The 26,211-nt window shown below is 64.9% G+C and carries 19 protein-coding genes and 2 pseudogenes; 11 read left to right on the top strand and 10 right to left on the bottom strand.

What is annotated here, in order from left to right; all coding sequences use genetic code 11:
* The first annotated feature begins 52 nt into the window (after positions 1–52).
* The 4 genes and pseudogenes from GEV06_22740 (at position 53) to GEV06_22725 (ending at position 5,216) form a co-directional block, all read left to right on the top strand.
* A pseudogene (locus GEV06_22740) lies at positions 53–268 on the top strand (VOC family protein).
* 303 nt (positions 269–571) lie between these two features.
* Positions 572–3,427, top strand: coding sequence for an FtsX-like permease family protein (locus tag GEV06_22735; GenBank protein MPZ20699.1), 2,856 nt, complete (start codon positions 572–574; stop codon positions 3,425–3,427).
* 119 nt (positions 3,428–3,546) lie between these two features.
* Positions 3,547–4,428, top strand: coding sequence for a hypothetical protein (locus GEV06_22730; GenBank protein ID MPZ20698.1), 882 nt, complete (start codon positions 3,547–3,549; stop codon positions 4,426–4,428).
* Positions 4,425–5,216 (top strand): hypothetical protein, encoded by a 792-nt coding sequence (locus GEV06_22725; GenBank protein MPZ20697.1) that lies wholly within the window; start codon positions 4,425–4,427, stop codon positions 5,214–5,216. Before GEV06_22730 ends, GEV06_22725 begins: the two co-directional genes overlap by 4 nt.
* 221 nt (positions 5,217–5,437) lie before the next feature.
* On the opposite strand, the gene GEV06_22720 is transcribed toward GEV06_22725, so the two are convergent.
* Positions 5,438–6,505: a phosphotriesterase gene (locus GEV06_22720; protein ID MPZ20696.1), complete on the bottom strand. Its 1,068-nt coding sequence runs from the start codon at positions 6,503–6,505 to the stop codon at positions 5,438–5,440.
* A 161-nt stretch (positions 6,506–6,666) separates the two neighbouring features.
* Here GEV06_22720 and GEV06_22715 point away from each other — a divergent pair, with 161 nt between their 5' ends.
* From GEV06_22715 to GEV06_22705, 3 genes are all read left to right on the top strand, one after another.
* The gene (locus tag GEV06_22715) at positions 6,667–7,236 is read left to right on the top strand and encodes a GNAT family N-acetyltransferase (GenBank protein MPZ20695.1); all 570 of its coding nucleotides are present in this window, start codon (positions 6,667–6,669) and stop codon (positions 7,234–7,236) included.
* A 208-nt stretch (positions 7,237–7,444) separates the two neighbouring features.
* On the top strand, positions 7,445–8,464 hold the full coding sequence (locus GEV06_22710; protein ID MPZ20694.1) for a GNAT family N-acetyltransferase: 1,020 nt from the start codon (positions 7,445–7,447) through the stop codon (positions 8,462–8,464).
* On the top strand, positions 8,146–8,676 hold the full coding sequence (locus GEV06_22705; protein ID MPZ20693.1) for an FtsX-like permease family protein: 531 nt from the start codon (positions 8,146–8,148) through the stop codon (positions 8,674–8,676). Before GEV06_22710 ends, GEV06_22705 begins: the two co-directional genes overlap by 319 nt.
* Before the next feature lie 86 nt (positions 8,677–8,762).
* Here the strand turns inward: GEV06_22705 and GEV06_22700 are convergent, their stop codons facing one another.
* Positions 8,763–9,008, bottom strand: a complete 246-nt coding sequence (locus GEV06_22700) for a hypothetical protein (GenBank protein MPZ20692.1) — start codon at positions 9,006–9,008, stop codon at positions 8,763–8,765.
* A gap of 280 nt (positions 9,009–9,288) precedes the next feature.
* Between GEV06_22700 and GEV06_22695 the strand changes: the two genes are divergently transcribed.
* Positions 9,289–11,394 carry an FtsX-like permease family protein gene (locus tag GEV06_22695; GenBank protein MPZ20691.1) on the top strand — a complete coding sequence of 702 codons (2,106 nt, stop codon included), beginning with the start codon at positions 9,289–9,291 and terminating at the stop codon, positions 11,392–11,394.
* A gap of 7 nt (positions 11,395–11,401) precedes the next feature.
* Here the strand turns inward: GEV06_22695 and GEV06_22690 are convergent, their stop codons facing one another.
* From GEV06_22690 to GEV06_22675, 4 genes are all read right to left on the bottom strand, one after another.
* Positions 11,402–13,909, bottom strand: a complete 2,508-nt coding sequence (locus GEV06_22690; GenBank protein ID MPZ20690.1) for an FtsX-like permease family protein — start codon at positions 13,907–13,909, stop codon at positions 11,402–11,404.
* Between the two features lie 66 nt (positions 13,910–13,975).
* Complete coding sequence (locus GEV06_22685) at positions 13,976–16,750, bottom strand: FtsX-like permease family protein (GenBank protein ID MPZ20689.1); 2,775 nt, start codon at positions 16,748–16,750, stop codon at positions 13,976–13,978.
* Positions 16,747–17,103, bottom strand: a complete 357-nt coding sequence (locus tag GEV06_22680; protein ID MPZ20688.1) for a PadR family transcriptional regulator — start codon at positions 17,101–17,103, stop codon at positions 16,747–16,749. The genes GEV06_22685 and GEV06_22680 overlap by 4 nt, the downstream gene beginning before the upstream one ends.
* Positions 17,104–17,216: 113 nt before the next feature.
* Positions 17,217–17,849: a hypothetical protein gene (locus GEV06_22675; protein ID MPZ20687.1), complete on the bottom strand. Its 633-nt coding sequence runs from the start codon at positions 17,847–17,849 to the stop codon at positions 17,217–17,219.
* A 147-nt stretch (positions 17,850–17,996) separates the two neighbouring features.
* Between GEV06_22675 and GEV06_22670 the strand changes: the two are divergent.
* From GEV06_22670 to GEV06_22660, 3 genes and pseudogenes are all read left to right on the top strand, one after another.
* A pseudogene (locus tag GEV06_22670) lies at positions 17,997–18,754 on the top strand (alpha/beta fold hydrolase).
* A gap of 391 nt (positions 18,755–19,145) precedes the next feature.
* Positions 19,146–20,636: a hypothetical protein gene (locus tag GEV06_22665; GenBank protein MPZ20686.1), complete on the top strand. Its 1,491-nt coding sequence runs from the start codon at positions 19,146–19,148 to the stop codon at positions 20,634–20,636.
* 473 nt (positions 20,637–21,109) lie between these two features.
* Entirely contained in the window at positions 21,110–22,300 is a 1,191-nt protein-coding gene (locus GEV06_22660; protein MPZ20685.1) for an AAA family ATPase, read from the top strand.
* 255 nt (positions 22,301–22,555) lie between these two features.
* On the opposite strand, the gene GEV06_22655 is transcribed toward GEV06_22660, so the two are convergent.
* The 4 genes from GEV06_22655 to GEV06_22640 form a co-directional block, all read right to left on the bottom strand.
* The gene (locus tag GEV06_22655) at positions 22,556–24,634 is read right to left on the bottom strand and encodes an FtsX-like permease family protein (GenBank protein MPZ20684.1); all 2,079 of its coding nucleotides are present in this window, start codon (positions 24,632–24,634) and stop codon (positions 22,556–22,558) included.
* Positions 24,631–25,155 (bottom strand): hypothetical protein, encoded by a 525-nt coding sequence (locus tag GEV06_22650; GenBank protein MPZ20683.1) that lies wholly within the window; start codon positions 25,153–25,155, stop codon positions 24,631–24,633. The genes GEV06_22655 and GEV06_22650 overlap by 4 nt, the downstream gene beginning before the upstream one ends.
* A 14-nt stretch (positions 25,156–25,169) precedes the next feature.
* Positions 25,170–25,511 carry a PadR family transcriptional regulator gene (locus tag GEV06_22645; GenBank protein MPZ20682.1) on the bottom strand — a complete coding sequence of 114 codons (342 nt, stop codon included), beginning with the start codon at positions 25,509–25,511 and terminating at the stop codon, positions 25,170–25,172.
* Positions 25,512–25,690: 179 nt separating this feature from the next.
* Positions 25,691–26,095 (bottom strand): MmcQ/YjbR family DNA-binding protein, encoded by a 405-nt coding sequence (locus GEV06_22640; GenBank protein ID MPZ20681.1) that lies wholly within the window; start codon positions 26,093–26,095, stop codon positions 25,691–25,693.
* Positions 26,096–26,211 lie beyond the last annotated feature (116 nt).

Below are 26,211 nucleotides of genomic sequence, written 5' to 3'. Positions count from 1 at the left end.
CCAGGTGGATTAGTTTCCGATCGGCGAGTGGATCACTTTCCGAGCGGCGCGCCCAGCCGTCAAGCCCTACAAGGACGCCCTCGCCAAAGACGGCATTCCCGCAGCGTCCTTCCAGGTCCAGGATTTAGATGCGGAGTTTGCAAGACTTCGCGAGCTTGGGGTCACGTTCACGCAACAGCCGATGGATGCAGGACCTGTGCGGATGGCGGTTCTGGATGATACATGTGGGAACCTCATCCAGTTGGTTGAGATGACAAGAGAGCAATAAGGGCGGAGAGCGCTGGAACGGGACCTTTCAATTTGGACTGGAACTGAACGAGCGGTTCATGATCGTCGGTTTGATCGCTCAATAGTCCCAGACAAACGTAAGCGCGCCCAGAAGTTGCTGGCGCGGTCTCGACCGCTTCAATGTTACATTTAGGAGGGATTTAGAGGGCTATAGCGTAGACATAGTTCTCATCACTATCCCGCACGGCCCGCCAGCCTGGCTTCGCCAGGGCGGCTGTCGGGAGACGGTTTCCCGTCCTCCGCGGCTCGTGCCGCTCCGGACCGAATCCCGCGGTCTCTGCCGGTGATGGACGCCGCGCGACAGCTGCGTGTCTCTTTGAACCGCTTGAACGAGATCATCCTCGGCAAGCGGGGGATCACCGCCGATACGCCTGTCGCGGTTCTTGAAGACCTCCCCGCAACTGTGGATGCGGCTCCAGGCCGACTGGGAACGTGTGTCGGCGGCCGTGGTCCGCATTCTCCAGGCGGTGTCGTGATGTTCAGGCTGTTTCGTCGTCTGCGCGTGTTGGCGGGCCGCGGCCGGCTCGACGTCGAGGTTCGGAGGGAGGTCGACTTTCACCTCGCGATGGAGACGGAGCGGCGCCAGCGAGCCGGCGAGAGCGAAGGCGAGGCGCGGCACGCAGGGATGCGCGACTTCGGTCCCGTGACCCGCGGCCGCGAGGAGGTGCATGACGCGCGGGGCATGACGTTCTGGGACACGCTCGGCCAGGACGCGCGGTACCGCCTGCGGACGCTCGCGAGCGCGCCCGGGTACACGCTCGCGGCCGTGCTGATTCTTGCGCTTGGCATTGGCGCGAACACGGCGATGTTCTCGGTGATCGACGGCGTGCTCCTCGAGCCGCTGCCGTTCCGCAATGGCCACGAGCTGGTGCTCGTGCGCCAGGCCGCCGTGAAATCCCATCGTCCAGACGCTGGCGTCTCGATTCAGGAGCTGCAGGAGTACCGCGCTCGGCTCGCGAGCGTGCGCGACCTCGTCGAGTATCACTCGATGGCGTTTACGCTGCTCAACCACGGGGAGCCCGACCGCGTGGACACGGGCGTCGTGTCCGGGAACTTCTTCGAGATGCTGGGCATCGAGCCCTTGCTTGGCCGAGTGTTCATCGAGACGGACGACGACCTGGGCGCCGAGGCGGTGCTCATGTTGAGCCACGCGTACTGGCAGCAAAAGTTCGGCGGCGACCCGAACGTCGTTGGCCGCATGCTCGAGATGAACAACAGGCCGCACACCATCGTGGGAGTCCTGCCGGCCTTTCCGGAGTACCCCCGCGAGAACGACGTTTACATGCCGACGGCGGCCTGTCCTTTCCGAGCAGCGGAGGAAGCCTCGCCGTCAACCCATCGGTCGTTCTCAGGCCTCGACGTCTTCGGCCGGCTCGTGCCGGGCGCGACCCTCCAGCGTGCGTCGTGGGACATCGCGACCATCGCGCGCTCGTTCGAGCAGAGCTACCCGCGGGATCACGAGCAGACAGGGAGCTTGGGCTTCACGGGCGAGGCCGTCTTGCTCGGCGAGGAGCTCGTCTCGAACGCGCGACAGGCGCTCTATGTGCTCGTCGGCGTCACCCTGCTCGTGCTGATCATTGCGGCCGCGAACGTGGCGAACCTGGCGCTCGCGCGCACGCTCAGGCGGAGCCGCGAGCTGGCGGTCCGGGCGGCGCTCGGCGCGAGTCGCGGGCGCCTGCTCCGGCAGCTGCTGACGGAGAGCGTCGTCGTCGCGCTCGCCGGAGGTGCGCTCGGCGCGGGCCTCGCCTGGCTCTCGTTGGACTTGCTCGTCGACTTCGTGGGCCGCTTCACGCCGCGCACGGGCCAGATCGCCATCGACGGCGTCGTTCTCGCCTTCGCGCTCCTCGGGTCGATCGGCACCGGCATCGCCTTCGGCGTTGCACCGGCGGTGGTCGTACGGCGCGACCTGGCAAGCCGCATGCGGGATGGCGGTGCGCAAACCGGAGAGGGCACCGGGAAGCATCAGTTGCGGTCCGGGCTGGTCGTCGCCCAGGTGGCGGTGTCGTTCGCGCTTGTCGTCGGCGCCGCGCTACTGCTCGAGAGCTTCTACCGACTGGCAACGACGCCCCTCGGCTTCGAGACCGAGCGCGTCATGACGGCCGCTACGTACGGGAACTTCACGAGCCAGGCGACCGACGCTGATTCGCGGCGCTTCGAAGCCGAGGTGCTCACCGCGCTGCGGTCCTCTCCGGGCGTGCGTGCCGCCGCGTTGACGAGCGCCGTTCCACAGTCGGCCATCTCGCCGGGCTTTGTCCCCGTGACGCTCGAGGGCTTCGACGATGGCGTGCGGCGTGGGGTCGAGGTGGATCGCAACTATGCAAGCGACCAGTACTTCGACACGCTGGGCGTGCCGCTGCTGGCCGGCCAAGACTTCCGGCCGAGCGACACGCCTGAATCGCCGCCAGTCGCCATCATCAGCCAATCCATGGCGAAGCTCTGGAAGGGCGCGGACCCGGTCGGCCGGCGATTCACCGCCCGCGACGTCGACGGCGAGCGGACGTTCACCGTCATTGGCGTTGCCGCCGACTACCGACTCTACGACGTCGAGCAGGAGAACCCGGCACAGTACTATCGAGCGGTGAGTCAGTCACCCGGTAGGGGGTCTCGCCTGCTGGTTCGCACCGACGGCGACCCGCGAGGCCTGGTGTCCGTCATCAAGGCTGCAGTCCACGGCGCCGATCCCGACACCCCGGTGGAAGACATCGCGACGATTGCCGAGATCCGGCGCACGACGCAGCTGGCCCAGCCGAGAATCACCGCCGCACTGCTCTCGATCTTCGCGTTGGTCGCCCTGGCGATCACGCTGGCGGGCATCGGCGGCGTCATCGGCACCAGCGTCAGCCAGCGAACCCAGGAGTTCGGCCTACGGATGGCGCTCGGTGCGAGCCGCCTTGCCGTGCTGCGGCTTGTGCTGCGCCAGGGCCTGACATTGGCGATCATCGGGATCATGCTGGGCGTGGCCGGCGCGAACTCCTTTGGTCGCCTGCTCGCGAGCTTCCTCTTCGACACGCCGGGCACCGATCCAATCGTGCTCGCAGCGGTTGCAGCGCTGTTTCTGATCGCGACCGCCCTTGCCACAGCCGGCCCGGCTCGCCGTGCGACCACGATCGATCCGCTCCGCGCGTTGAAAGGCGAGTAATGGTTCTCAGTCGAGTGAGCGCGGTGCGACCTACTCGCGGCGTAGCGCCATGATCGGGTCGATTCGAGACTAGAGCGCGAGCGCGGCGCCCCGGTTTCGGGGTCATAATCGCTGCACGCATGAGCGAGCTCTCCAGACGCGAGTTCGCGGCGATGGCCCTCTCCGCCACCGTGGTGCCCTTCGGGCGGCGCGGGACGTCGGCCAGCACCGCCGTCATCACCGTGCAGGACCTGCTCGATCGGATCAAGACGCAGATCGGCGTCGAGTGGAGCACCGGTTCCGTGGACGGCGTGAAGGTGGGCGCGCCCTCCGCCACCGTCCGCGGCGTTGCGACCACGTCGCTGGCGACCCTGGCCGTGCTGCAGCAGGCCGCGAAGGGCGGCGCGAACATCGTGATCACCGGCGAGCCGGCGTTCTACGCGAAGGGTGATGCGCGCGTTCCGCCGGCGGACCCGGTGCTCGGCGCGAAGACCGACTTCGTCACCAGACACCAACTTGTCATCGTTCGCCTGATCGACCACTGGCGCCGGCGTCAGCCCGATCCGCTGACGCAAGGGCTCGCGCGCGCGCTGGGATGGGCGACGCGTCAATCGGCTGCCGAGCCGCGGCACATCGACGTGCCGCCGACAACCCTGGAAGCCCTGGTGAATGGCGTGAAGAAGAGGCTGCGGTCGCGGGGCGGCATCCGCGTCGTGGGCGACCCGAAGATGCGCGTCACGCGCGTCGGCCTGCTGCCCGGATCGACGCCACTCCAGGCCACCTTGACGATGATGCCGGCCGTGGACGTGATCGTCGCGGGCGAAGTGCGCGAATGGGAGTCCGTGGAGTACGTTCGCGACAAGGTCGCGGCCGGCGAGCGCAAGGCGCTCGTCCTGGTCGGGCGCATCGTCTCCGAGGAGCCCGGGATGAAAGCCTGCGCGGACTGGCTCCGGACGTTCGTGCCCGAAGCGCCGATTCGTCATCTGCCCGCTGGAGATCTCTACTGGAGGCCCGCCCGATGACCGCCGGAGAGGTCGTCGACCGCATCAGGAAGAATCTCGGCGTACCCTGGCGCGAGAACACCTATCGGGACACGTACAAGTGGGGCGGTCCCGAGACCGTGGTCACCGGCATTGCGACCACCGCCTTCGCGACGCTCGACGTCATCCGGCGCGCCGCCGCGGCCGGCCTCAACATGATCCTCCCGCACGAGGTCACGTTCTGGAACGATCGCGATGACACCACCATCGTCAGCGGCGACCCGCTGTACAAGACGAAGACGGATCTCCTGACGCGCCACAACATCGTCATTCTCCGCCTGCACGACCACATGCACGCGCAGCGGCCGGACTTCACCTACGTCGGCTCCGCGCGTGCCATCGGCCTCGACCGACGCTACGAGACCGCGGCGGGCTCGCACCGGTTCGTGATTCCGGAGACCACGCTGGGCGCGCTGGCGGCCGATATCAGCCGGCGCACCGGCGCACGCGCGCTCAGAGTCGTCGGCGATCCCGACGCGAACATCAGCAGGATTCAGCTCGGCGTCGGCTATGCCACGCCGACCGTGAGCGGGCAGGAGATCGACGTGGTGATCAGCGGCGAGCAGCAGGAGGCGGACGGCGCGTTCGATTCCCCCGCGTACGTGCTGGACGCCGTCACGCTGGGCATGGCGAAGGGCTGGATCGTGCTCGGCCACGTCATCTCCGAGGAACCAGGCATGCTGGAGATGGCGCAGTGGATCAAGGGATTGGCTCCCGAACTGCCGGTGCAGCTCGTGCAGGCCGGGGAACCATTCTGGGCTCCGCAGTAGCGGCATCCGTGACCGCGCTCAGTCGCGGTCGCGATCCCAGCCGTGACCGTGGCGCTCGCGGAAGAGCCGCGCCCACCGCAATCCTCGCGATTTCCTCGCCGAACCGCTCCGCGTCGTCTTCGTCGAAGCGGTAGTGCACGCCGGCGACAGGTGCACTCGCGAGGCTCAGGCGAGTGGTCGGAACGCCTCAAGCCCTGTCGGCCGCGTGAGCACGTCGCCCTTCAGGCGGAGGCGGCGCCGGTCAGCGCGCGGCGCGGATTGTCGACAAGCAGGCGGCGCACGTCGGCCTCGGACCAGCCGCCGGCCTTCAGCGCCGGCACGAACTTCGTGAACAGCGTGTCGAACGGCCTGAACTGGCCGCCGTCCGGCTCGCCCACGTGATACCAGCCGGCGTCGTGCGAGACGAGGACGCGGTCCAGGAGCCCCGCCTCGTTCATTCGCGAGACGAGCGTCGCGTGCGTCTCGAGGCTCTGATCGCTGAGGCCGTCGAATTCCACCCAGGCGCCGCGCTTCGCCGCGCGCACGTGCAGCGAGCCGTCCTTTTCGGCATGCGCGTGCACCCAGACGAACGCGTGCAGCGGCATCCCCATGTGTTCGACCAAGTCGAGCTCTTCGAACGCCGCGACGCCGCTGCCGCCGTGCGCGGCGATCGGGAGTCCCGTTGCCTTGTGCGTCAGCGCCGCCGCGCGCACCAGCTTGGCGTCCACCGCGGAGAGCGGACCGGGGTCCACACCGATCTTCACGAACGCGGGCTTGATGCCGGAGTCGTCGATCCCATGCTCCCACTCGTGCACCCAGCGAGCCGCGAGCTGCTCCGCGGTCTCGGTGAACGCGTGTGGCGGGAGATGCTTGTCCTGGTTCGCGCCGTAGTAGCCCGTGTTCGTCAGGATATTGAGACCAGACGCCTCGGCAAGCCGGCGGAGCAGCCGCGGGTCGCGTCCCAGATACGCCGGTGTGCACTCGACCAGCGTGGCACCGCCGCGTGTCCGGAGCTGCCGGAGGTGGGGCAGCACGCGCGTGAAGACCGCGTCGGCGTCGTAGCGTGAAGCGCTCACCTGACCCGCGCCGATGAAGTCCACGAGCACGTGCTCGTGCATCAACGTGAGCCCGAGCCGATCGGGAGCGATCGGTCCGAGCACGCTGTTGACGCGCCGTCCGCGTCCGGCCGGCGGACGCATCGCCTCCTTGCCAGCGAACGCGTCGTGCGCCGGCACGCCAGCCACCAGAGCTCCACCCGCCAGCGTCAGGCATCGAGTCAAGCATTCCCGCCGCGAGACACGGTCGTCCACGTCACGCTCCTTTTGCCTTACGGCCACGTGAAGCCTACGCGACCACGTGGCCGATGGTTCGCGGACGCGTGGCGCGGTCGTTCTTTCAGGCCACGTCGAGCGCTTCCCAGGAAGGTCGGAATAGACTAACCCGAACCGCCTGGTAAACGTCCAGGCGCGCTCTGAAGCTGGGCCTCACTACCGAGGAATCCGGCGATACTGACGTGGTGTTGAAGCGAGCGCTGCCAGTGGAGTCCTTTCTGAGAATCAGACGAGCCCTTCCTACGGACGCCGCCGGAATCGCCGCTGTACTTGCGGCGATCGCTGCGGAACGGATCCATTCGGCCATCGATCGTGCCTGGACCGTCGAAGAGGAGCGGCGCTATTTGGAGTCGCTCTCACCGCGCGAGGCATTTCACGTGGCCGTCGATGCGCGAGGCATCGTTGGTCTTCAGAGTCTTGACTTGTGGTCACCGCTCCTCGAGTCGATGACGCATGTCGGTCAGGTCGGAACGTTCATTCTTCCGGAGTGGCGAGGGCGAGGCGTGGGCCGTCAACTGTGGAAGGCCACCGCGTCCTTCGCGTGTGACGCAGGTTATCGGAAACTCGTCATCCAGGTTCGCGGATCCAACACCGCCGCACAGGGGTACTACCGGCGTTTGGGGTTCCAGGACTGCGGCCGGTTAACACGCCAGGTGATGATCGACGGTGTTGAGGACGACGAAGTGCTGATGGAGTTCTTCGTAATCTGACCGGTCGCCGACAGCCCGCGGTTGGCACAGCCTGGCCGTGCTGGCGTGGCCGTGTCGGAGGCCGCACGGATTGACAGCACGCATAGATCCTCACAAACGCCGCATCGACGATCGACGAGTTGCTCGGATCACTCGACCTTTCGCCGCTCACTGCTGAGCGCCACGAGCTTGTGTCGCTCTCTTTCTGGTATTCCCGACGAGCGCACCCATGCTGCAACAAGTGAGCATTCCGCCGCTTGCACCAACTATCGAATGGGGGACGCTGCGGCTTCGACCGCTGCGATCGAACGATGCCGCGAGCCTATTGGCTTACCTCGTGGATCCCGTTGTTATCGAGCACACCAGCTACCCAGTTCAGAGCCGCCGTTCCGTCGAGGTCCTGATCGAGAAGTCCCAACAGGGGTACGCCGACCGCAGCTCCTGCAAATGGGCGCTGGCAAGGATTTCAGATGACGTAGTGATCGGCACGTGCGGCTTTGACAACTGGGTGCCTGAGCACGCATGGGCCGAATTCACTGTTTTGGTACTTGCTCCTCAGGGTTTGGGCGATTCTGGGGGCATGAGCGGGGGAGACAGCCCTAAACTGTTGATACAGAGGGATATGTGCGAGCTGCCTCCTGCTGTCTCTGCCAACTTCGACACGCTGGGCGTGCCGCTGCTGGCCGGCCAAGACTTCCGGCCGAGCGACACGCCTGAATCGCCGCCAGTCGCCATCATCAGCCAGTCCATGGCGAAGCTCTGGAAGGGGGCGGACCCGGTCGGCCGGCGATTCACCGCCCGCGACTTCGACGGTGAGCGGACGTTCACCGTCATTGCCGTCGCCGCCGTCTACCGACTCTACGACGTCGAGCAGGAGAACCCGGCGCAGTACTATCGAGCGGTCGTCAGTCACCCGGTAGGGGCTTCCGCCTGCTTGCTCGCACCGATGGTGATCCGCGAGACCTGGTGCCCGTCATCAAGGCTGCAGTCCACGGCGCCGACCCGTACACACCGGTGGAAGAAATCACGACGATTGCCGAGATCCGGCGGACGACGCAACTGGCCCAGACGAGAATCACGGCCGCACTCCTCTCGATCTTCGCCTTGGTCGCCCTGGCGATCACGCTGGCGGGCATCGGCGGGGTCATCGGCACCAGCGTCAGCCAGCGGACCCGCGAGTTCGGCCTGCGGATGGCGCTCGGTGCGAGCCGCCTTGCCGTGCTGCGGCTCGTGCTGCGCCAGGGCCTGACATTGGCGATCATCGGGATCGTGCTGGGCGTGGCCAGCGCGTACTTCTTCGGTCGCCTCCTCGCGAGCTTCCTCTTCGAAACGCCGGGCGCCGATCCAATTGCGCTCGCGGCGGTCGCAGCGCTGTTTCTCGTCGCGACCGTCCTTGCGACAGCCGGCCCTGCCCGCCGTGCGACAGCGATCGATCCGCTCCATGCGCTGAAGGTCGAGTAACGGTTCTCTGGCAGTATACTCCTGTCGAAGCGCAAGGAGGCACGATGTCTGGAGACCGTCTGAGAGCGCGTGACAGGGTCGCAATGCTAACCGATTGGATCCTTCGGCTTCGTTCGATCTTCAAACGAGGGGCGGTCGAGCAGGAGCTCGATGAGGAGCTTCGTTTCCACATCGAGCAGCAGGTAGAACGTCATGTCCGCTCGGGGCTGCTCAGAGAAGAAGCAGTCCGTCAGGCTCGCCTCGAGTTCGGAGGGCTCGACCAAGTCAAGGAGGAACATCGCGACGCTCGTGGCGTCCGGTTCGTCGACGACATAAGTCGAGACCTGAAGCACGCCGCCCGTCAACTCAGACGCTCGCCAGGCTTTGGTGCGACTGTGATCCTCTCCGTGGGGCTCGCAGTCGGCGCCAATGCTGCCATCTTCAGTATCGTCGATGCCGTGCTGCTTCGTCTGCTGCCATACCCGGCCGCAGATCGACTCGTCCGAATTGATGGTGTCTTTACGCGCCTACCGCTGCGTATGACCGAGACCGGCGTCGAGCTGGCCTTTCCAGTCGTCGCACCTGAACTTAGCGACGGTCATTCGTTTGCAAACATTGGAGCATACTCCGTTAGTGGGCTTGAACCTCGGGCGTGGAAATCCGGAGCGACTGCGTGCCGCCGCCGTGACGCCAGGATTCTTCGCTGCGCTCAACGTCACGCCAGCCGTTGGCCGAGCGTTCACCGATGCGGACCTGAAGGCGACCGATCGGATCGCGGTCATCAGCTATCGCCTCTGGCAACGGCGATTTCAGTCAGACCCATCGGTGGTGGGCCAGACGATCACTCTGAATGGCCGAGAGTTCTCAATCAGCGGCGTCATGCCAGAACGCGTCGAGTTTCCCGAAGCATCCGACGTCTGGATTCCTCGAGCGTCTGATCCTCAGGTCGCGTCCCAGGTTGCGACCCCGGCGTTCGTGGCTCGGCTGGCGCCGCACGTGACTCCTTCCAGCGCCAGGGAGGAGGTGCTTCGGTTGATTCAACGGGGACCGATGACGAGGCAGGATGCTCGGTCGTCAAGTCTGAAGGTCACTCCGCTTCGGGAAGCCCTCGTCGGGGACGTTCGTCCAGTGCTCGTTCTCCTTGTGGCCGCAGCGCTTTTGGTCTTGCTCGTCGCCTGTCTGAACACCGCAAGCCTCCTGCTCACCCGCGTCAGCGCACGTGAACGGGAGTTCGCCGTGCGACGCGCGATTGGTGCCTCGACACTGCGTCTGGTCAGGCAGGTGTCGAGCGAGAGTCTGCTCCTCGCGGCTGTTGCAGCGCTGGTCGCCATGCCAATTGCATTCTGGACGTTGGACGCTATTCGGATATTCATTCCGGCAGGGCTGTATGGTGGACGCACGGCCGCTATCGACGTTCGAGCGCTCGCCGTTCTCGGTCTTCTATCGCTCGCAGCCGCGGGCCTCATTGGGTTAGCGCCGTCCGTCTCCGCTCAGCGGCGTGCGGCGATTGCCCTTCGGGTCAGCTCATCGACCACAGAGAGCAGAGGATGGCGACGGTTTCGGAGCGCTCTGGTCACACTGGAGATTGCGATGGCCGTTGCTATCCTCATTGCCGCCACGACGATCGTCAAGACGGTTGGTGCGTTAACGGCCGTCGATCTTGGCGCTCGGAATGAAACGGCCGTCGTGATGGAGATCACCCTTCCAAGGGCGACATACTCGTCTACCGACCAGATCCGTCGCTTCTACGAGCGCCTTCGCGAGGAGCTGCAACCAGTGCCAGGCGTTCAAGCGGTCGGGGCTACCAACCATCTTCCCGGGAGCCGGACGATGATTACGCCGTCGCAGCCGATGGCGCTCGAAGGACAGGCCCTCCCGGCAACCAATAGCGTTCGCGATGCCCTGCGCCTGTCGGCAACCACTGGTTACTTTTCGGCGCTCGGGATTGATGTACTGGCCGGTCGAGCGTTCACTGACGCGGATCGTGCGAGCGCCTTGCGAACAGCAATCGTGAGTGAAGGCTATGTGCGGGCATTGGGCATGCAGCCTCGCGACATTCTCGGCCGCCGGGTGAGCGCCGGCCTGGACAGCGAGCAATGGGCCGAAGTTGTTGGGGTCGTCCGCGACGTCAGAATGCGCGGTCCCGAAAGTGATCTCGAACCAGCCGTCTACGTGCCATTCGCACAAACCCCCATCAACGCGACTGGTTTTGTTGTCGTGCGCGCCGGATCGCGTTTCCAAGACGCCGTACCCTCGATTCGCGCGGCTGTTGCCCGCGTGGACGCGAGCCTCCCTCTTTACAATCTTCAGACATTCGGCCAGGTCCGGTCGGAGTATTTGGCGACGCGGCACTTCACGATGACCACGATGGTCGCCTTCGGGAGTGTTGCGTTCGGCCTCGCGGCGTTGGGACTGTACGGGATTGTCAGCTACCTCGTGCGTCTCCGCACACGCGAGATCGCAATTCGAATTGCCATCGGTGCAACATCCGCTGTCGTACGGCGCCAAGTGATTGGCGAAGGGGCACTGCACGCGGCGGCCGGTATCGGGATCGGGCTAGCCACGGCTCTCGAGCTGTGGGCGGTCGTTTCGGCTCATGTTCCAGGCCTTGGGCAAGTTGACGCCACGGTTTTGGCGGTCGTGTGTGCGCTGGTGTTCATCGTCTCGATCGGCGCGGCCTGGTTTCCTGCGAGGCGAGCCGCGCGCATTGATCCGCTGGTGGCACTGCAGTCGGATTAGAACTCCATTATTCATGTCGCAAGGCCACCAACGGACTCACGCGCGTCGCTCGACGTGCGGGCACGACACAGGCAACGGCGACAACGACGCTCAGAATGATGGGCACGGCGATGAAGCTCGTCGCGTCATGAATGGACACGCCGTAGAGCAGCGGGGCCAATGACTTCACCAGGAAGAACGCCGCAGCCAGGCCGATCACGAGCCCGCCGGTGTAGATTGCCAGCGCCTCTCTTGTCACGAGGCGCATGATGTCGTGCGGCTGGGCGCCGAGCGCTGTACGGATACCGATCTCCCGTGTCCGCTGCGTCGCGATGTAGGACATCACGCCGAACAGGCCCACCGCGGCGATTGCGACGGCGAACAGCGCAAATCCGCCGAGTAGCACCGCGTAGGTGCGTGGCCTCGCAAGGCTGTGCATCACGCGATCCTCCATCGTCATCACGGAATCGATGGCAAGCGATGGAGCTTCTTCCCGCAGGATGGCTCGAAGCATGGGTGCGAGACTGGCCGAACTGGCGCCGCCACGAATGACGTACGCGAGCTCCGATACTGCGTTGTCAGGCGACTGGCTATAGGTAAAGAACATCTCCGGCTGTGGAGGGTCTGCCACACCGCCAAATGCCGCGGGCGCAAGGCCACTCAGTCCACCCTGTCGAACCTCGTCTACCACACCAACGACTTCCCATTCGCGGCGTGCACCGATGGCGATCGGAAGGACGGTGCCGATGGGATCGACGTCAAGGTACTGCGCCGCGAACGTCCTGTTCACCACGACCACAGGCCTCGAGGACGCCGTGTCTGCTCGATCAAGCGCGCGTCCGGCAATCACGCGGAGGCCCAGTGCGGGGAAATACTCGGGACTGACCGTTCGCATCAGCGTCTGAACCTGGACCTTGGAGTCGGGATCCTTCGGGGAAGGCATCGTGAACCCGCCCAATCCTCCTGTCGTGACGAACGGCAGTGCGTTGCCGAAGCCCACGTCCACGACGGCAGGCAGCGCCTGCAGACGCTGTTGTGCACGCTCGACCCCGCCCGACAGCAACGCGAACGGCGTCTTTTTGGTTGTGAGATGCGCCGTGAGCACGTCGTGCGGATTGAAGCCTCGGTCGGCGGCCAAGAGTGCCGTGAAGCTGCGCGCGAGGAGTACCGTCCCGACGAGCAGCACGCACGCGATGGCGACCTGCGCCACCATCATCGCCGTGAGGACGCGCGTCGAGCGCGTGGTCGCCGCGCCCGGCCCAGGGGCCGTGGCGTCTCCCGCCAGCGACTCGATGAGGCTTTGGTCTCGCACCTGGAGCGCAGGCACGAGCCCGCAGGCGATGATGGCCGCAAGGGTCAGGACACTCGCAAAGCCTGCGACTTGCGTATCGATGGCCACTTCGTCCATGCGCGGAAAATCGGGCGGTAGAACCACCGGCAGGAGCCGATGAAGCCCTGCGGCGACCAGTAGACCGACAGTCCCGCCGCCGACGCCGAGGGTTGCGCTCTCGACCAGCCACTGGCGTGCGAGGCGTCCCGCGCCGGCGCCGATCGCCATGCGCACGGCCATCTCCCGGCGCCGCTTCATCGCGCGGGAGGCCTGGAGCACGAGTACGCTCGCGAGGGCGGTTGAGAAGATGAGGCCGACAGCGGCCAGGAGCACAATCAGCGCGGGGCGCACGTCGGCAGTGAGGGCGTCGCGTGCAGGCATCGCGGCGACCGCAATGGCGCCGCTGCTGCCAAACAGCGCCACGCCGGCCGTTCCGAGGCTCGGCGCGGCGCGTCCACGCGCCGTCGCTTCGCTCGCCGCCTGTTGCGCCGTGACGCCGTCCCGCAAGCGCGCCACTGCGTTGAAGATCTGGCCCGGAATCACGTCGGCGCCGGTCCTGACTCGCGCAATCTCTAGCGGCAGCCAGGCTTGCGTCTCGCGGTCGGGGAAGGCGAGGTCTTCTTCCATGACCCCCACGATGGTCAGTAAGCGATCGTCAAGGCGCAAGGTTCGGCCGATCACGTCTGGGTCACCGCCGAAGCGACGTTGCCAGAGTCCAAATGCGAGCACGACGACTCCCGCGGCTTCGCGTGCCGTTGCCTCGTCTTCGGCAAACAGTCGGCCGGCCCTCGGCTGCACCCGCAATACGCGGAGCAGGCTGGGGGTCACCCTGCCGACAACCAGCCGCTCGACCTCTCCGCTTCCGACCGTCATCGTCATCAACTGGCTGCGCATCCAGCCGCCGATCCCCTCGATGGTGGCGGGCCGTTCGCGCCAGGCGTGATAGGTCGTATTGCTGATCGTCCATGGGACGCGGCCTGGACTGCCGCCACGCGTCTCCTGCAGACGGACGATCCGATCGGGCTCCGACCAGGGAAGCGGTTTGAGCAGCACGCCGTAGGTCAGACTGAACAGGGTGGTCGTGGCGCCAATGCCAAGGGCCATCATCAGCATCGGCACGATGCCGGAACCGGGGCTACGTCGAAGCTGCCGGCGCACGTACCGGAGATCCTGGGCCAACCCGTCCACCCACCGGATGCCGTTCATTTCGTACCCCTCCTCGCGAATCAGCAGCGGATTCCCGAATGCTGGCTCATTGCCTAAAGAGGCGGCTTACTCATGGCGTACCGCCGTCATCGGGTCGATTCGAGACGCCTTCCGTGCCGGCACGTATCCGGCCAGAAGTGCCGCGCCGAGCAGCGTCACTACCGCCAGCGCAAACGCCGGAGGATCGTTGGCCTCGATTCCATACAAGAACGATGCGAGGAGATCCGACGTCGCCAACGCGGCGCCCATGCCGATTGCCAGTCCCACGGCCGCCAACACCAACACGTCACGCAGGACCATCCGCACGACGCTGCTGCGTTGCGCGCCGAGCGCCATCCGTATGCCGATCTCGCCCGTGCGGCGGGCGACGTTGTATGAAACGGTGCCGTAGAGTCCGACGCAGGCGATTACCAGCGCCAGAATGGCGAAGCCACTGGACAGCTTGGCAAACGTTATCTCCTGGTTGATTGTCTGGTCGATGTCGGCCGCCTGCGTCCTTACGTCAGAGACCGGGACGCGTGAGTCAGCCTGGCGCACGAGTTCGCGTACGGCGTCGATATACCGGAGCGGGTCGCCAAACGTTCGCAGTGCGTACACCATCTGACCAGGTTGCGGATAGCCTTGGTCATACGGGAAATACGCCACCGGAGGAATGGCGCTCGTCAGGCCACCATAGCGCGCGTTCTTGGACACACCCACAATCTCCATCTTGCGCGCAACGCGGCCTGCCTCCCCTGCCACCCAAAGAATCAGGTGCTGCCCCAGCGGATTCCGATCGCCAAAATTTGCCTTGGCAAACGCCTCGTTGATCACCGCAACGGCCGGCCCGCCAGAGCGATCACTCTCCTGGAAATCACGGCCAGCCAGGATTGGGATCTGCATTGTCGCGAAGAACGCCGGACCGACGGTCAAGTAGCGGTTGGCCGGATCCGGTGGCGCGCCGGATACGCCGAGCGGCAGTCCATGCCCTGATTCGATGAGCGACGTCTGCCCAAGGCTCGCGTTCCGGACGCCAGGGATCTCCGTGAACCGCGTGTAGAGATCGCGGTAAAAGGCGGAAATCTCGACCTCTTCGTATCCGGCCTTTCGGGCATCCACCTGGAACAGCAGCACGTTCTCGCGGTTGAATCCAAGCTCGATCGATTGCAGATTCGTAAGCGTCCGCACGAAGAGCCCCGCAGCAACCAGCATCAGCAGCGAAATGGCAATTTGCCCCACCATGAGCAGGTGCCTGAGGCTGAGCCGCTGTCGCGTACGGTCCGCCCACGGGTGGCCAGCTTGCGTGGCCTTCAAGGCGGGCATGACGTCCACGCGCGTCGCCTCGAGTGCCGGAGCAAGACCGAAGAGAATGCTTGCGAAAAGTGAAAGCGCAGCCGCCGCGGCCAGCACGTGCCAGTTCAACTCTGCACGCAGTGTGAAGTTCGGCTGGCCGTTAGCCAGTAGCCCCGTGAGGAAATCAATTCCCCAGATCGCGAGTAGAACGCCAGCGGCCCCGCCGAGCAACCCCAGGAGAACGCTTTCGGTCAGCAGTTGCCTTACGATGCGGAGCCGGCCTGCTCCGAGACTCAGTCGCAACGCGATCTCGCGCCTGCGCGCAGCGGCGCGTGCCAACAGCAGATTCGCAATGTTGGCGCATGCGAGCGCCAGGATCAGTCCCACGAGCGCCATCAGCACGAGAAGTGGCTGTGAGTACTGCCGGCGCAGCCTGTCCAGCCCGCCCGCGCCGTCATCGACGACCAGCGCGGGAAGATTCGCGCGCTCCCGGTCGTTGGCGGCTGTGCCTACGACCCATTGCCGAAATGATGGCGCCAGCATGGCCTGCGCTTGCGCCCGGCTGACTCCGGGACGCAATCGACCCATGATTTGGATCCAATAGTAGTCCCGCGCGAGATACGCCTCGGGTCGAAAGCCAAACTGCTGGCCCGCTCCCAGCAACTCGTTGGCGTGCACCGGGAGATAGACGTCCGGAGCCGCTGCGGGATCGACACCGAAGAACCCAGGCGGTGTAACCCCCACCACGGTGAACGGCAGATTGTTGATCAGAATCGACTGGCCAACCGCGCTGGCGGCGCCCCCGAAACGCCTTTGACTGAGCCCGTAGCTGACGACAGCCACCGGCGGCGCTCCCGCGCGATCATCCCTCGGAATGATCAGCCGGCCCGCGGCGGGGGCAACACCGAGTCCACGAAAGTAGTCGCCCGACACGTTCCAGCCGTTGGCGAGGTCGGCTTGTCCCTTGATTGTCAGGTTTAGACTGCTTACTTCCCTCGACTGCCAGTGGGCAAATACGCTCGAAAAGACGTCGCTTCTTTTCTGGAACAGCTCAAGGGCCGGGAAGGGAAAGATTCCACCCGTCGTTCCCGCCTCGGGATCGTCATAGGTGGTGCCACTGCTGCCCCTCATGACGAAGTCACGTCCGGTGTCTTTGGCGTGCCAGTTCAGCACGACCAGCGACTCCGGATCGGAGACTGGCAGCGATCGCAGCAGGATCGAGTCCATGAAGCTGAAGATTGCGGTGTTGGCTCCAATTCCGAGCGCGAGTGACGAGACCGCCAGCAACGTAAACAGCCGGTTGGCAGCGATCGTGCGGAAGGCGTAGCGCGTGTCTTGCGCGAGTTGCTCGAGGATGGTCCAACCCCACACGGTGCGAGTGTCCTCCTCTACAAGTGTGAGGTTCCCCAATTCGCGGCGCGCCGTCCTTCGGGCCTCGTCCTCGGCCAACCCGTCTCCTTGACGCTGTTCCGCATCCTCCTCCAGGTGGAACTGAAGCTCCTCGCGCAGCTCGGCTTCCTTGCTGCGCCGTTGCATCAGCCAGCGCAGTTTGCGAAAGAAGGTGTTCATCTGGCCTCCTGATCGGCAGGGTCGAGAACCAATGCCATGGCACGAGTGAAGGTTTCCCACTTCGATCGTTCGGCGGCGAGCTGTTTGCGCCCGAGCCGCGTGAGGCGATAAAAGCGCGCGCGCTTGCCCTTCTCGGACAGCTCCCAGGACGCCGCGACCCAGCCCTTCGCCTCCAGCCGGTGGAGCGCCGGGTACAACGACCCGGTCTCGACCTGGAGCAGATCCTCCGAGGTTCTCTGAATGTGCTTGGCGATGGCATGCCCGTGCGTGGGTCCGGCGAGCACCGTGCGCAGGATGAGCAAGTCGAGCGTGCCTTGCAAGAGCTCTACGCGGGAAGGAGGATTTCGAGCCATTTCGTAAGCATTCTACAGATTATTGTGTAGAATGTCTACTAGTCCGGCAAAAAGGGCAGTGACGAGCCTGTTGTCCAGAAGGACTCGATGGCGGGCGCGGCATTGGACGACCCTCAAGGCCGCCGTGCCGTCACCAAGAAGTTGATCTCAACCTCGTCTTTCACTCTGACCGTGCCAGCTCCCGCCGTAACGGGTCGGATACCGAAGTCCGTCTGCCGTACAGTGGCCTTGCCGCTGGCCGTGAGCCCATCGGCCGTGAGGCGCGCTTGCACCGGCACGCTCAAGGGTCGCGTGACCCCGTGCAATGTGAGGTCTCCGGCGACGCGAAGCGTCATTCGGTCGGAGGATTGCTGCACCAGGGCGATGCGCCGGGAATGAAACGTGATGGTCGGGTACTTCTGAACGTCGAGGACGCGCTCACTGAGCATCACCTGCTGCACCTCGGGAACATCCTCGGGTGGCTCCCCTTTGCCGGTGACATTCAATGCGGTGGCGTCGAATTCTGCAGCGATGGTCGATTTCGTCACGTCCGCGCGGTCCAGGGTGATCTGTCCCTGCACGGCAGGCACCGCGATCTCATGTTCGTGCCCGGCGAACCCAAAGATGCCGGACCGACCAACGTGGATCCCGACATTTGTCTTCGCAGGATCGATGACGAGCGGTTCTGGTGCCTGGGCTGCCAGAGGAATTGCAAGGGCAACCCAGATCGCTGATTGCCATCGAATCAAGTGCTCTCTGCTCGTCATGTTCGGGAGTCACCACGACCGCAGGGGCGACTCCATCGGCGAGTTCCGCCCAATTTGTGAAGACGTCTCTATTATAACTCGCCGCAAAACCAGACTGTTTCTTGTCCGCAGATCTCGCCACAATCGCCTCCGAGAAGAGGAGGCGCAATGGTCCTCGAGATCAACGGCATCGAGCTGCATTACGAGATCATCGGCGAAGGGGAGCCGCTGCTGTGGCTCCACGGATTCATGGGAGCGGGCTCCGACTGGAAGTACATCTTCAGACAGCCGCCAGACGGCTATCGTCTGATTGCACCGGACATGCGCGGTCACGGCGCGTCGACCAGCCTAGCCGGCGCCTACACATTCCGGCAGTCCGCCGGGGATATCGCGGCCCTCTTGCGGCACCTTCGCCTGGACAGTGTGAAGGCGATTGGGCTGAGTGGTGGTGGGATCACCCTTCTCCACCTCGCGACGGCCACACCCTCGCTGATCACGTCCATGGTGCTCATCAGCGCCCCGCCGTACTTCCCGCAGCAGGCGCGCGCGATCCAGCGCCAGTCATCCCAGGCGACGCTGAGCGAGCCCGAGATGCAGCTAATGCGGCAGCGCCATACTCACGGCGCTCGCCAGATTGACCAGCTGTTTGCCTGCGCACGGGCGTTGGCGGACAGTTATGACGATGTGAACTTCACGCCTCCGTACCTGTCAACCATCACAGCCGACACGCGATTGTTTTCGGCGACCGCGATCCGCTCTATCCAGTGTCGCTTGCGCTCGACCTGCACCATGGCATTCGTGGCTCGCATCTGTGGGTGATTCCGAACGGTGGCCACAGCCCGGTGCTCGAGGAGGTGGTCGAGCGATTTTCTGAGACGGCGCTCGCGTTTCTGCGCGGCGACTGGCGATCGCGGGCTGGAGAATGAGCCGCGCGGGGCGCGCTGACGACTTAACATCCTAGTGAAGTGAGACGATACCGGGCTCGTCCGAGAACTAGAGAGCATGCTGTTCGACCCGACGCCGCTCGATCCCGTGGGTTTTGCCGCTGTGCCTCTTGTCTTCGCGGCCGTGGTCACGGGCGCGGCGTTGCTCTCGGCACGGCCGGCACTGACCCTGGCGCCGATGAACGCGCTGCGGCGCGAGTAGTCCGCAGCAGTGTATTGACTCGAGCGAACGTGTGGGCTACTTTTAAATCAAGTGCGTAGGGCGCTTCCCGTCCGCGGAAAGGGACTGAGTCCCGCCTACGAGTAACGAAGAGAATCCGACGCTTCTTTCGGCCCGCGCGCGGACAACGGGCGCTTTGCGAAAGGAGCGCGTGTGCCTAACCGTTCTCTCCCTCCACGTCCGAACCTCGATCATCTGAAGCAGCAGGCGCGCGAGCTGCGTCGTGCGCATCGCCAGGCGCAACCGTCTGCGGGCGCGCGTATGATCGCGCACCATCCGGGCATGCGCGGCCTGTCGCCGCAGGCGGCGCTCGCCAGGCCCATCCGCCTCTCGGACGCGCAACTCGTGATCGCGCGCGAGTACGGCTTCGACAGTTGGCCGAGGCTCAAACAGCGCGTCGAGCTGGCCGACGAGGTCGCGCAGTTCCAGCCGCATCCGCAGTTCGACGAGGCCGTCGCCGCGATGGACGCGGGCGACCTCGATCGATTGCGCGCCCTGCTCGCGTCCGATCCCACACTCGTGCGCGCGCGCACGAATCTCGATCCGCCGTATCACTATTTCACCGCGGCAACGCTGCTGCACCACGTCGCCGGCAATCCGGATCGAGGCCGCCTGGCCGGCACACTGCCGCCACCGCCGCAGAATAGCGCCGACATCGCGCGGCTGCTACTCGACGCCGGCGCCGAGGTCGACGCGCGGACGATCGGGCCGAACGGCGGCACCACCATGGGTCTGCTGCTCACGAGCAAGCAGGCCAGCGACGCGAACGTCACCGGACGGCTGGTCGACGTGCTGCGGCAGTACGGCGCCGGGCTGCACCTCCGCGACGGCTGCCTGGACGGATCGCTGGCCAACCACGCGCCGCGCGCCGCCGACAAGCTAATCGCGCTCGGCGCGCACGTAGACGTGCTCGCAGCCGCGGGGCTGGGGAGGATGGACCTGCTGCGTGATTTCTTCGACGATGACGGACGATTGCGGTCGCGCCCGCGCCGACGTGGCAAGCTACTCAGCGCGCGCGACGCCATCGGCCTGGCGCTGCTGTTTGCGTACGTGAGAGGGCAACTCGAAACTGTGGACTTTCTGCTCGAGAAGGACGGTAACTGGAACATGACCGGCGTCAACAACGGCGGGGCACTCCACCGCGCGGCGTGGGAGGGTGATCTGGGCATGGTCAAGCGACTCGTGGCGAAGGGCGCTGACATGAGCAACCGGGCCAACCCGTTCAACTCGACGCCATTGTCATGGGCGCAGCGCAATAAACAGGGTGAAGTGTTTCAATGGATGCGGGCCCACTGCGCCATCGATCTACACGATGCGGTGTGCTTCGATCTTCGGGAGCACATTGAGGCACGACTGCGAGAAGACCCTGCCTCCATTAACAAACGGCTCGATCAGTGGGAGTTGCTCCAGTGCACACCGCTGCACTGGGCCGCGTGGGTGCAGATCGAGGATGTCGACGGCATTCACCAGCTCGACCCATCGAAGCGCGAGGAACTGGTTGAGCTTCTCTTAGAGAAGGGAGCCAATCCGAACATCGTCGCCGGCAATGGAGTCACCGCCTTGGACGTTGCGCACGCTGCGCACGCCACCGGGATTGCGGCATTGTTGGAACGCCGCGGCGGCAAGCGAGCGGTGGATCTGTAACGTCAGAGACTACAACGGGAGATCCGGAAACACGCCGGTGTTCAGGCATAAGACCGACGCAACTCGTTTTGACTGGCAGGAGTGGGCATTGCGGTCGGACTCGCTGCCGGCGTGGCGTTGACACGCTACATGGAGAGCATGCTGTTCGACCTGACGCCGCTCGACCCTATGGTTTTTGCGCTGTGCCTCTTGTCTTCGGGACGGTCGTTGCGGGCGCGGCGTTGCTCTCGGCACGGCCGGCACTGACCCTGGCGCCGATGAACGCGCTGCGGCGCGAGTAGTCCGCAGCGGTCAGCTCGCCTTGGTACTGCCTGGGCAGGTCGCGCTTCCGGACAGTGTGACCGGAACTGCAACGAAAGAAATACTTTCCTGTGCAATGCAATTCCTCGGGTAAAGGACGCTCGTTCGATTTGATCGAGTTTACTGAGTTTATCGCAACTGGCTAAACTCGCAAAATTTCATATAATTGCTGCGTGGACCCCGTGGAAAATCCCTTTGCCCCTGGTGCCGGCACCCCTCCACCGGAGCTTGCAGGCCGCGACGAGCTTCGTGAAAGGGTTCGTGTCGCCGTGGAACGCGTCCGCCGCCGGTTGCCCAGCAAGAGCATCCTGATGGTCGGGCTCAGAGGCGTGGGCAAGACGGTCCTGCTGGATCGCATGCGGGACGATGCGGAAGCGTCAGGCATCGAGACTGTTCGAGTGGAAGCCCCGGAAGATCGCTCTTTGCCGGCGACGTTGGCTCCTCAGTTGCGACAGGCGCTGTTGAGGCTGTCGGGCAAGGAGCAGGCGCGCGCACTCGCTCAGCGTGCGCTGCGGGGACTAGCCGGATTCGCGAGGGCGCTGAAGGTAAAGTACGCTGATATCGAAGTGGGGCTGGACTTCGAACCCGAGCCCGGCCTCGCCGATAACGGCGACTTGGAGCATGACCTGCAAGCCTTGCTCGAGGCAGCGGGAATCGCCGTACATGGTGCTGACACGGCGCTGGCGATCTTCGCTGACGAGCTCCAATACGTGCCGGAGGAGGAGCTTGCCGCGCTTATTACTGCTCTCCATCGCACAGCACAGCGCCGGCTCCCGGTCGTCCTCGTCGGGGCAGGACTCCCGCAGCTGAGAGGTCGAACGGGGCGCGCAAAGTCTTATGCTGAGCGCCTCTTCGATTTTCCCGAGATTGGCAGCCTTTCGCTCGACTCGGCCAAGCGCGCGATCGAGAAACCCACACACGACCACGGTGCCAACATCACGGCTGACGCCCTCGATCGCATAATGGCTGAGACCCGTCGTTATCCATACTTCTTGCAGGAATGGGGCAAGCATTCGTGGGACGTGGCTGATGCGTCCCCCATCGTGCTCGAGGACGTTGAGCGCGCATCAATAACAGCGATCGCGGCCCTTGATGAGAGCTTCTTTCGCGTGAGGTTCGACCGGCTCACTCCCGCACAAAAGCGGTATCTCAGGGCAATGGCTGAACTAGGGCCTGGCCCGCACCGCTCCGGCGAGATTGCGGACGCGCTCGGCCGCGAAGTGACGGTCCTCGGTCCCACGCGGAGTCAGTTGATCGCGAAAGGCATGATCTGGAGTCCGCACCACGGGGACACCGCATTTACGGTTCCTCTGTTCGACGAGTTCATGCGGCGGATCATGCCCAGCGATGACTGGAGGACATGAGTCGCGCGCTGCGAGGCCATCAGGATGAAATGACCGCTCGTCAGCGGCCGTGCATTGCAAGGAGTGCGTTCCAGAGCACCTGCCCACCGAGCCACAACACCGCGGCCACGACGACGACGGCAGCGATGACGAGAATCGAGCGTTTGTTCACAGCTTGACAGTCTCCCGGTTGGCCAAGGAGATCATCACTCTCGCACCACTGCCGAGGTCTCGCAGGCCCTCACGCTTGGACACGACACGACCAGAAAGATCGTTCTACTGCTGTCTCAACGCGCGGATGGGATCGACCTGCGAGGCACGGTGCGCGGGGACAAGGCCTGCGGCCAGACCGACAATCGCGAGCAACGCCGCCGCAGTTGCGAACGCCACAGGATCGAATGGGCTCACACCGACGAGGAACGTCCGGAGCGCCGGCGCCAGGCCCAACGAGGCGCCGCCGCCGATCACGACACCGGCCGCGACCAGAAGGAGGCCACGGCGCAGCACCTCCCATCGAATGCGATGGCCAGACGCGCCAAGCGCCATCCGGATGCCGACCTCGGCCGTCCGCGAGGCAACCACATACGCCATCACGCCGTACAGCCCGATGAGCGCCAGCAGGAGCCCGACCGCCCCGATCGATCCCACCAGAAACGTTCCGGCCCGGCGCATCGTCAACTCGAGACTGGTGGCACTGCGCAACGTTTGCACGCTCACCGGGACCGTCGCATCCACGCCCGACATAGCACGACCGAGCATGGCGATCAGGCGCTCGGGGGGTACCGACGTCCTCACGTGCAGAACGAGTCGGCCGGGACGCTGTGCGAACGGATAGTAGATGACTGATTGAGGAGCCTCGCCGATTGTATCGATCCGACTGTCTCGGACGAGGCCAATCACCTCGGCTTCAGGCTCATCGCCCGTCTGCACCCATTTGCCCACCACATCCTGTCCTGGAAAGTGCGTCTTCGCGAACGTCTCGTTGATGATCGCCACTGCGGGTGTGCCTGCCACGTGCGACGCGTCGAAGTCGCGCCCTCGCAGAAGGGGTATCGCTAGCGATTCGAAGTAGCGGGGACCGACGCTGTGTGTTGACGGCCTGGACCCTGCGATGTCGGTTCGACCCGCGGGGTGAAAGCTCCTGGCCAGCGAATCCCCTCCGAGCGGCACCAGGCTCGCGACGCTCACCGAAGATACACCAGGGAGCCGCTCGACTCGCTCCACAATCGAGTCGGCAAAGCGGAGACGTTCGTCCCCGGGATACTGACTCGGGTCGAGGCTGAACTGGGCGACCACGCCATGGTCGATGTCGAACCCAAGATTCGCCGTGCCAATGTAGATCTGGCTTCGCACGCACAACAGCGCGAAGACGATCAACATCACCGAGAGGGCGACCTGGCCAACGACCAGCGTGTGTCGCAGCCACAGCCTGGCGGTCGCCCCGTCTCCGCCCTGCCGAATCTCTGTCACGACGTTGGCTCCGGTGGCCCTGACGGCGGGAAGGACACCGCAGAACAGTGTCGTGACCACGACAAGTGCCAGGGCATACGGCAGCAGCCTGCTGTCCACGGCCATCGTGTTCTGAATCAGCCCGATCGCTCCAGGCCACGGGACCTGACTCAGCGCGAATGCCAACGGCAGCCCGACCGCGGACCCAGCCAGGACCAGTAGGAAGCTTTCCACAAACATCGCCCGCACGACTCGTCCGCGGCCCGCGCCGATCGCCACTCGAATCGCGATCTCACGCCGTCGGTGGGCGGCGCGCGCCATCAGGAGTCCCGTGACGTTGACACACGCGATGACGAGGACGAGAGCTACACTCGCCCACAGCAGACCCGCAGCAAGAAAGAACTGCGCCGGCGTGCCCCTGAACTGCATGGCTTCCGCCGGAAAGACGCTGGACGGCCGCCCCATTCCTTCGTTCCGCGCGGGATAGGCTCGCTCCAGTGACGCCCCAAGCGCCGTGACCGCGGACTGTGCCTGCGCGGCGGTGGCATTGGGAGCGAGCCGGGCCATCACGCTGAGGCTCGGGCTTCCGCGCTCGTCGAGGGTCGGCAGGATCAACCTGCTGAGCGGAACATACAGCTGTGGCCCCATCCACCCAGTGACCGCGCGGTAGTCTTCCGGAAGGACGCCGACGATGAGGAAAGACTGGCCGTTCAGCCTGAGCGATTCCCCGATGACGCCTGGATCGGCCCGAAAGCGGCGCTGCCAGAACGGGTGGGTGATGACCACCATGCGCGGTTCTCGCTCCGCTGCCGCCTCGCTCGCCGAGAACGTGCGGCCGACCTGGGCCTGCACGCCGAGCAGGTCGAAGAAATTCGTCGTCACCGCAAGGGCGCCAATGCGTGTCACCCTTCACGCGAACCCAGGTTCAACGCCGTCGTCCTGAAGCCCAACGCGTCGGCAAAGATGCCGCTGTGTACGAGGTCCCGATAGTCGGGATACGAAAACTGGTTGGCGTTCCCCGGTTCCACGCCCACCATCCGATCCGGATCGGCCATCGTCGGCTGGTGTCGGTACACGGTGGTCGCGCCCATATACAGAAGGGCGTTGAGGCCGATGCCCATCCCCAGCGATAAGGCGCTGACGGCCACGAGGCCAGGACTGCGGCGAAGGCTTCTGACGCCGTGTCGCGCGTCCTGCCAGAGGCCATCGAGCCATGGCGAGATCCAGACCGCGCGAGCATCCTCGCGGGCGAGCGTCGTGTTGCCCATCGCACGACTGACCGTGCGGGCTGCTTCCTCCTCGGGCACGCCCGAGCGATGGAGCTCACGCTGCGCCATCTCACGATGAAACTGCAGCTCTTCGGCAAGCTCGCTTTCGGCGCGTCGGCGGCGGAACAGATAGGCGAGACGGCGAAGGTGGACCCTCATGTCGTCGCGCCTCTTCACGCGTCAGGCTCGAGGACACGCTGCATGGCGCCGATGAGTACGTCGAAGTCCTTGCGCTGGGCCGCGAGTCGTTTGCGACCCGCCGCAGTCAGGGTGTAGTAGCGCGCGCGCCTGTTATTGTCTGACAGGCCCCACTCACCTTTGACGTACCCGTTGAGCAGCAGCCGCTGGAGTGCGGGGTAGAGCGAGCTCTCGCCGACCTGCAAGACCTCCTGTGACGTAATCCGGAGATGTTGAGCGATTCCGTAGCCGTGCGTCGGGCCACGCTGGAGCGTCCTCAGCACGAGCAGGTCGAGCGTGCCCGGTAGCAGGTCGTGTGGCTGGTTCGTGATTCCCATCGTTGGTCGATGGAAGTATCAGGCATGAAGGTCCCTCTGTCAACTCCCGTCGATAGACGCAGGGGCCAACTCCGGCTCCATTGCCACTGACATTAGGGCAGTTCTCCCATCGCTGCTCGGTACGCCAAAAGGCTACAGCCCACTAGCTATCAAAATACGTTGGGAGTTGGCGGCCGCGATCAGCGCGGACGCGTCTGTCGCCCGCGCTTCGGCGCCGTAGCGGTCGACGCCGCGCGTTTGGCCGACGTCTTCGCCTTCGAACGGGCCGGCCCTTTCGCGACGCTGTTCTGCCAGGCTAGCGTCACCGCTTCGCCGAGCGTCTCTTCATCCACCGAGTGGAGATGAACGCGCGTGCATCCCGAGCGCCCCCATGCGCCGCTCTCCGCCTGGAACACCGACGCGTTCTCACGGACGAACCACTCTTGCTGGTCTGGCGTCAGCACGACCATGCCCCTGGTCTGGTCGTGGTTCAGGGTCGCGAATCTCCGGCCGTTCACCCGAAAGTCCGGGTGCCCCATGTGGGCGCTCTCGATGGCATCTGGCAGACCGAGCACGATGCGACGGAAGTCTTTGGCGTTCGGCATTGATTGATTGAAATGGTCTTCGCTAAGAAGGCGCGAGTTGGGACAAAGGCCAAAATGCGCTATTCGAATCGGAGTGCTGCGACGGCATCTGTGCCGGCTGCCCGACGAGCTGGGAT

Origin of the sequence: Luteitalea sp. (genome assembly GCA_009377605.1) — a bacterium.
Taxonomy (GTDB): Bacteria; Acidobacteriota; Vicinamibacteria; order Vicinamibacterales; family Vicinamibacteraceae; genus WHTT01.
Note: the sequence above shows the minus strand (reverse complement) of the source record. Positions and strands in the feature narration are given on the sequence as shown.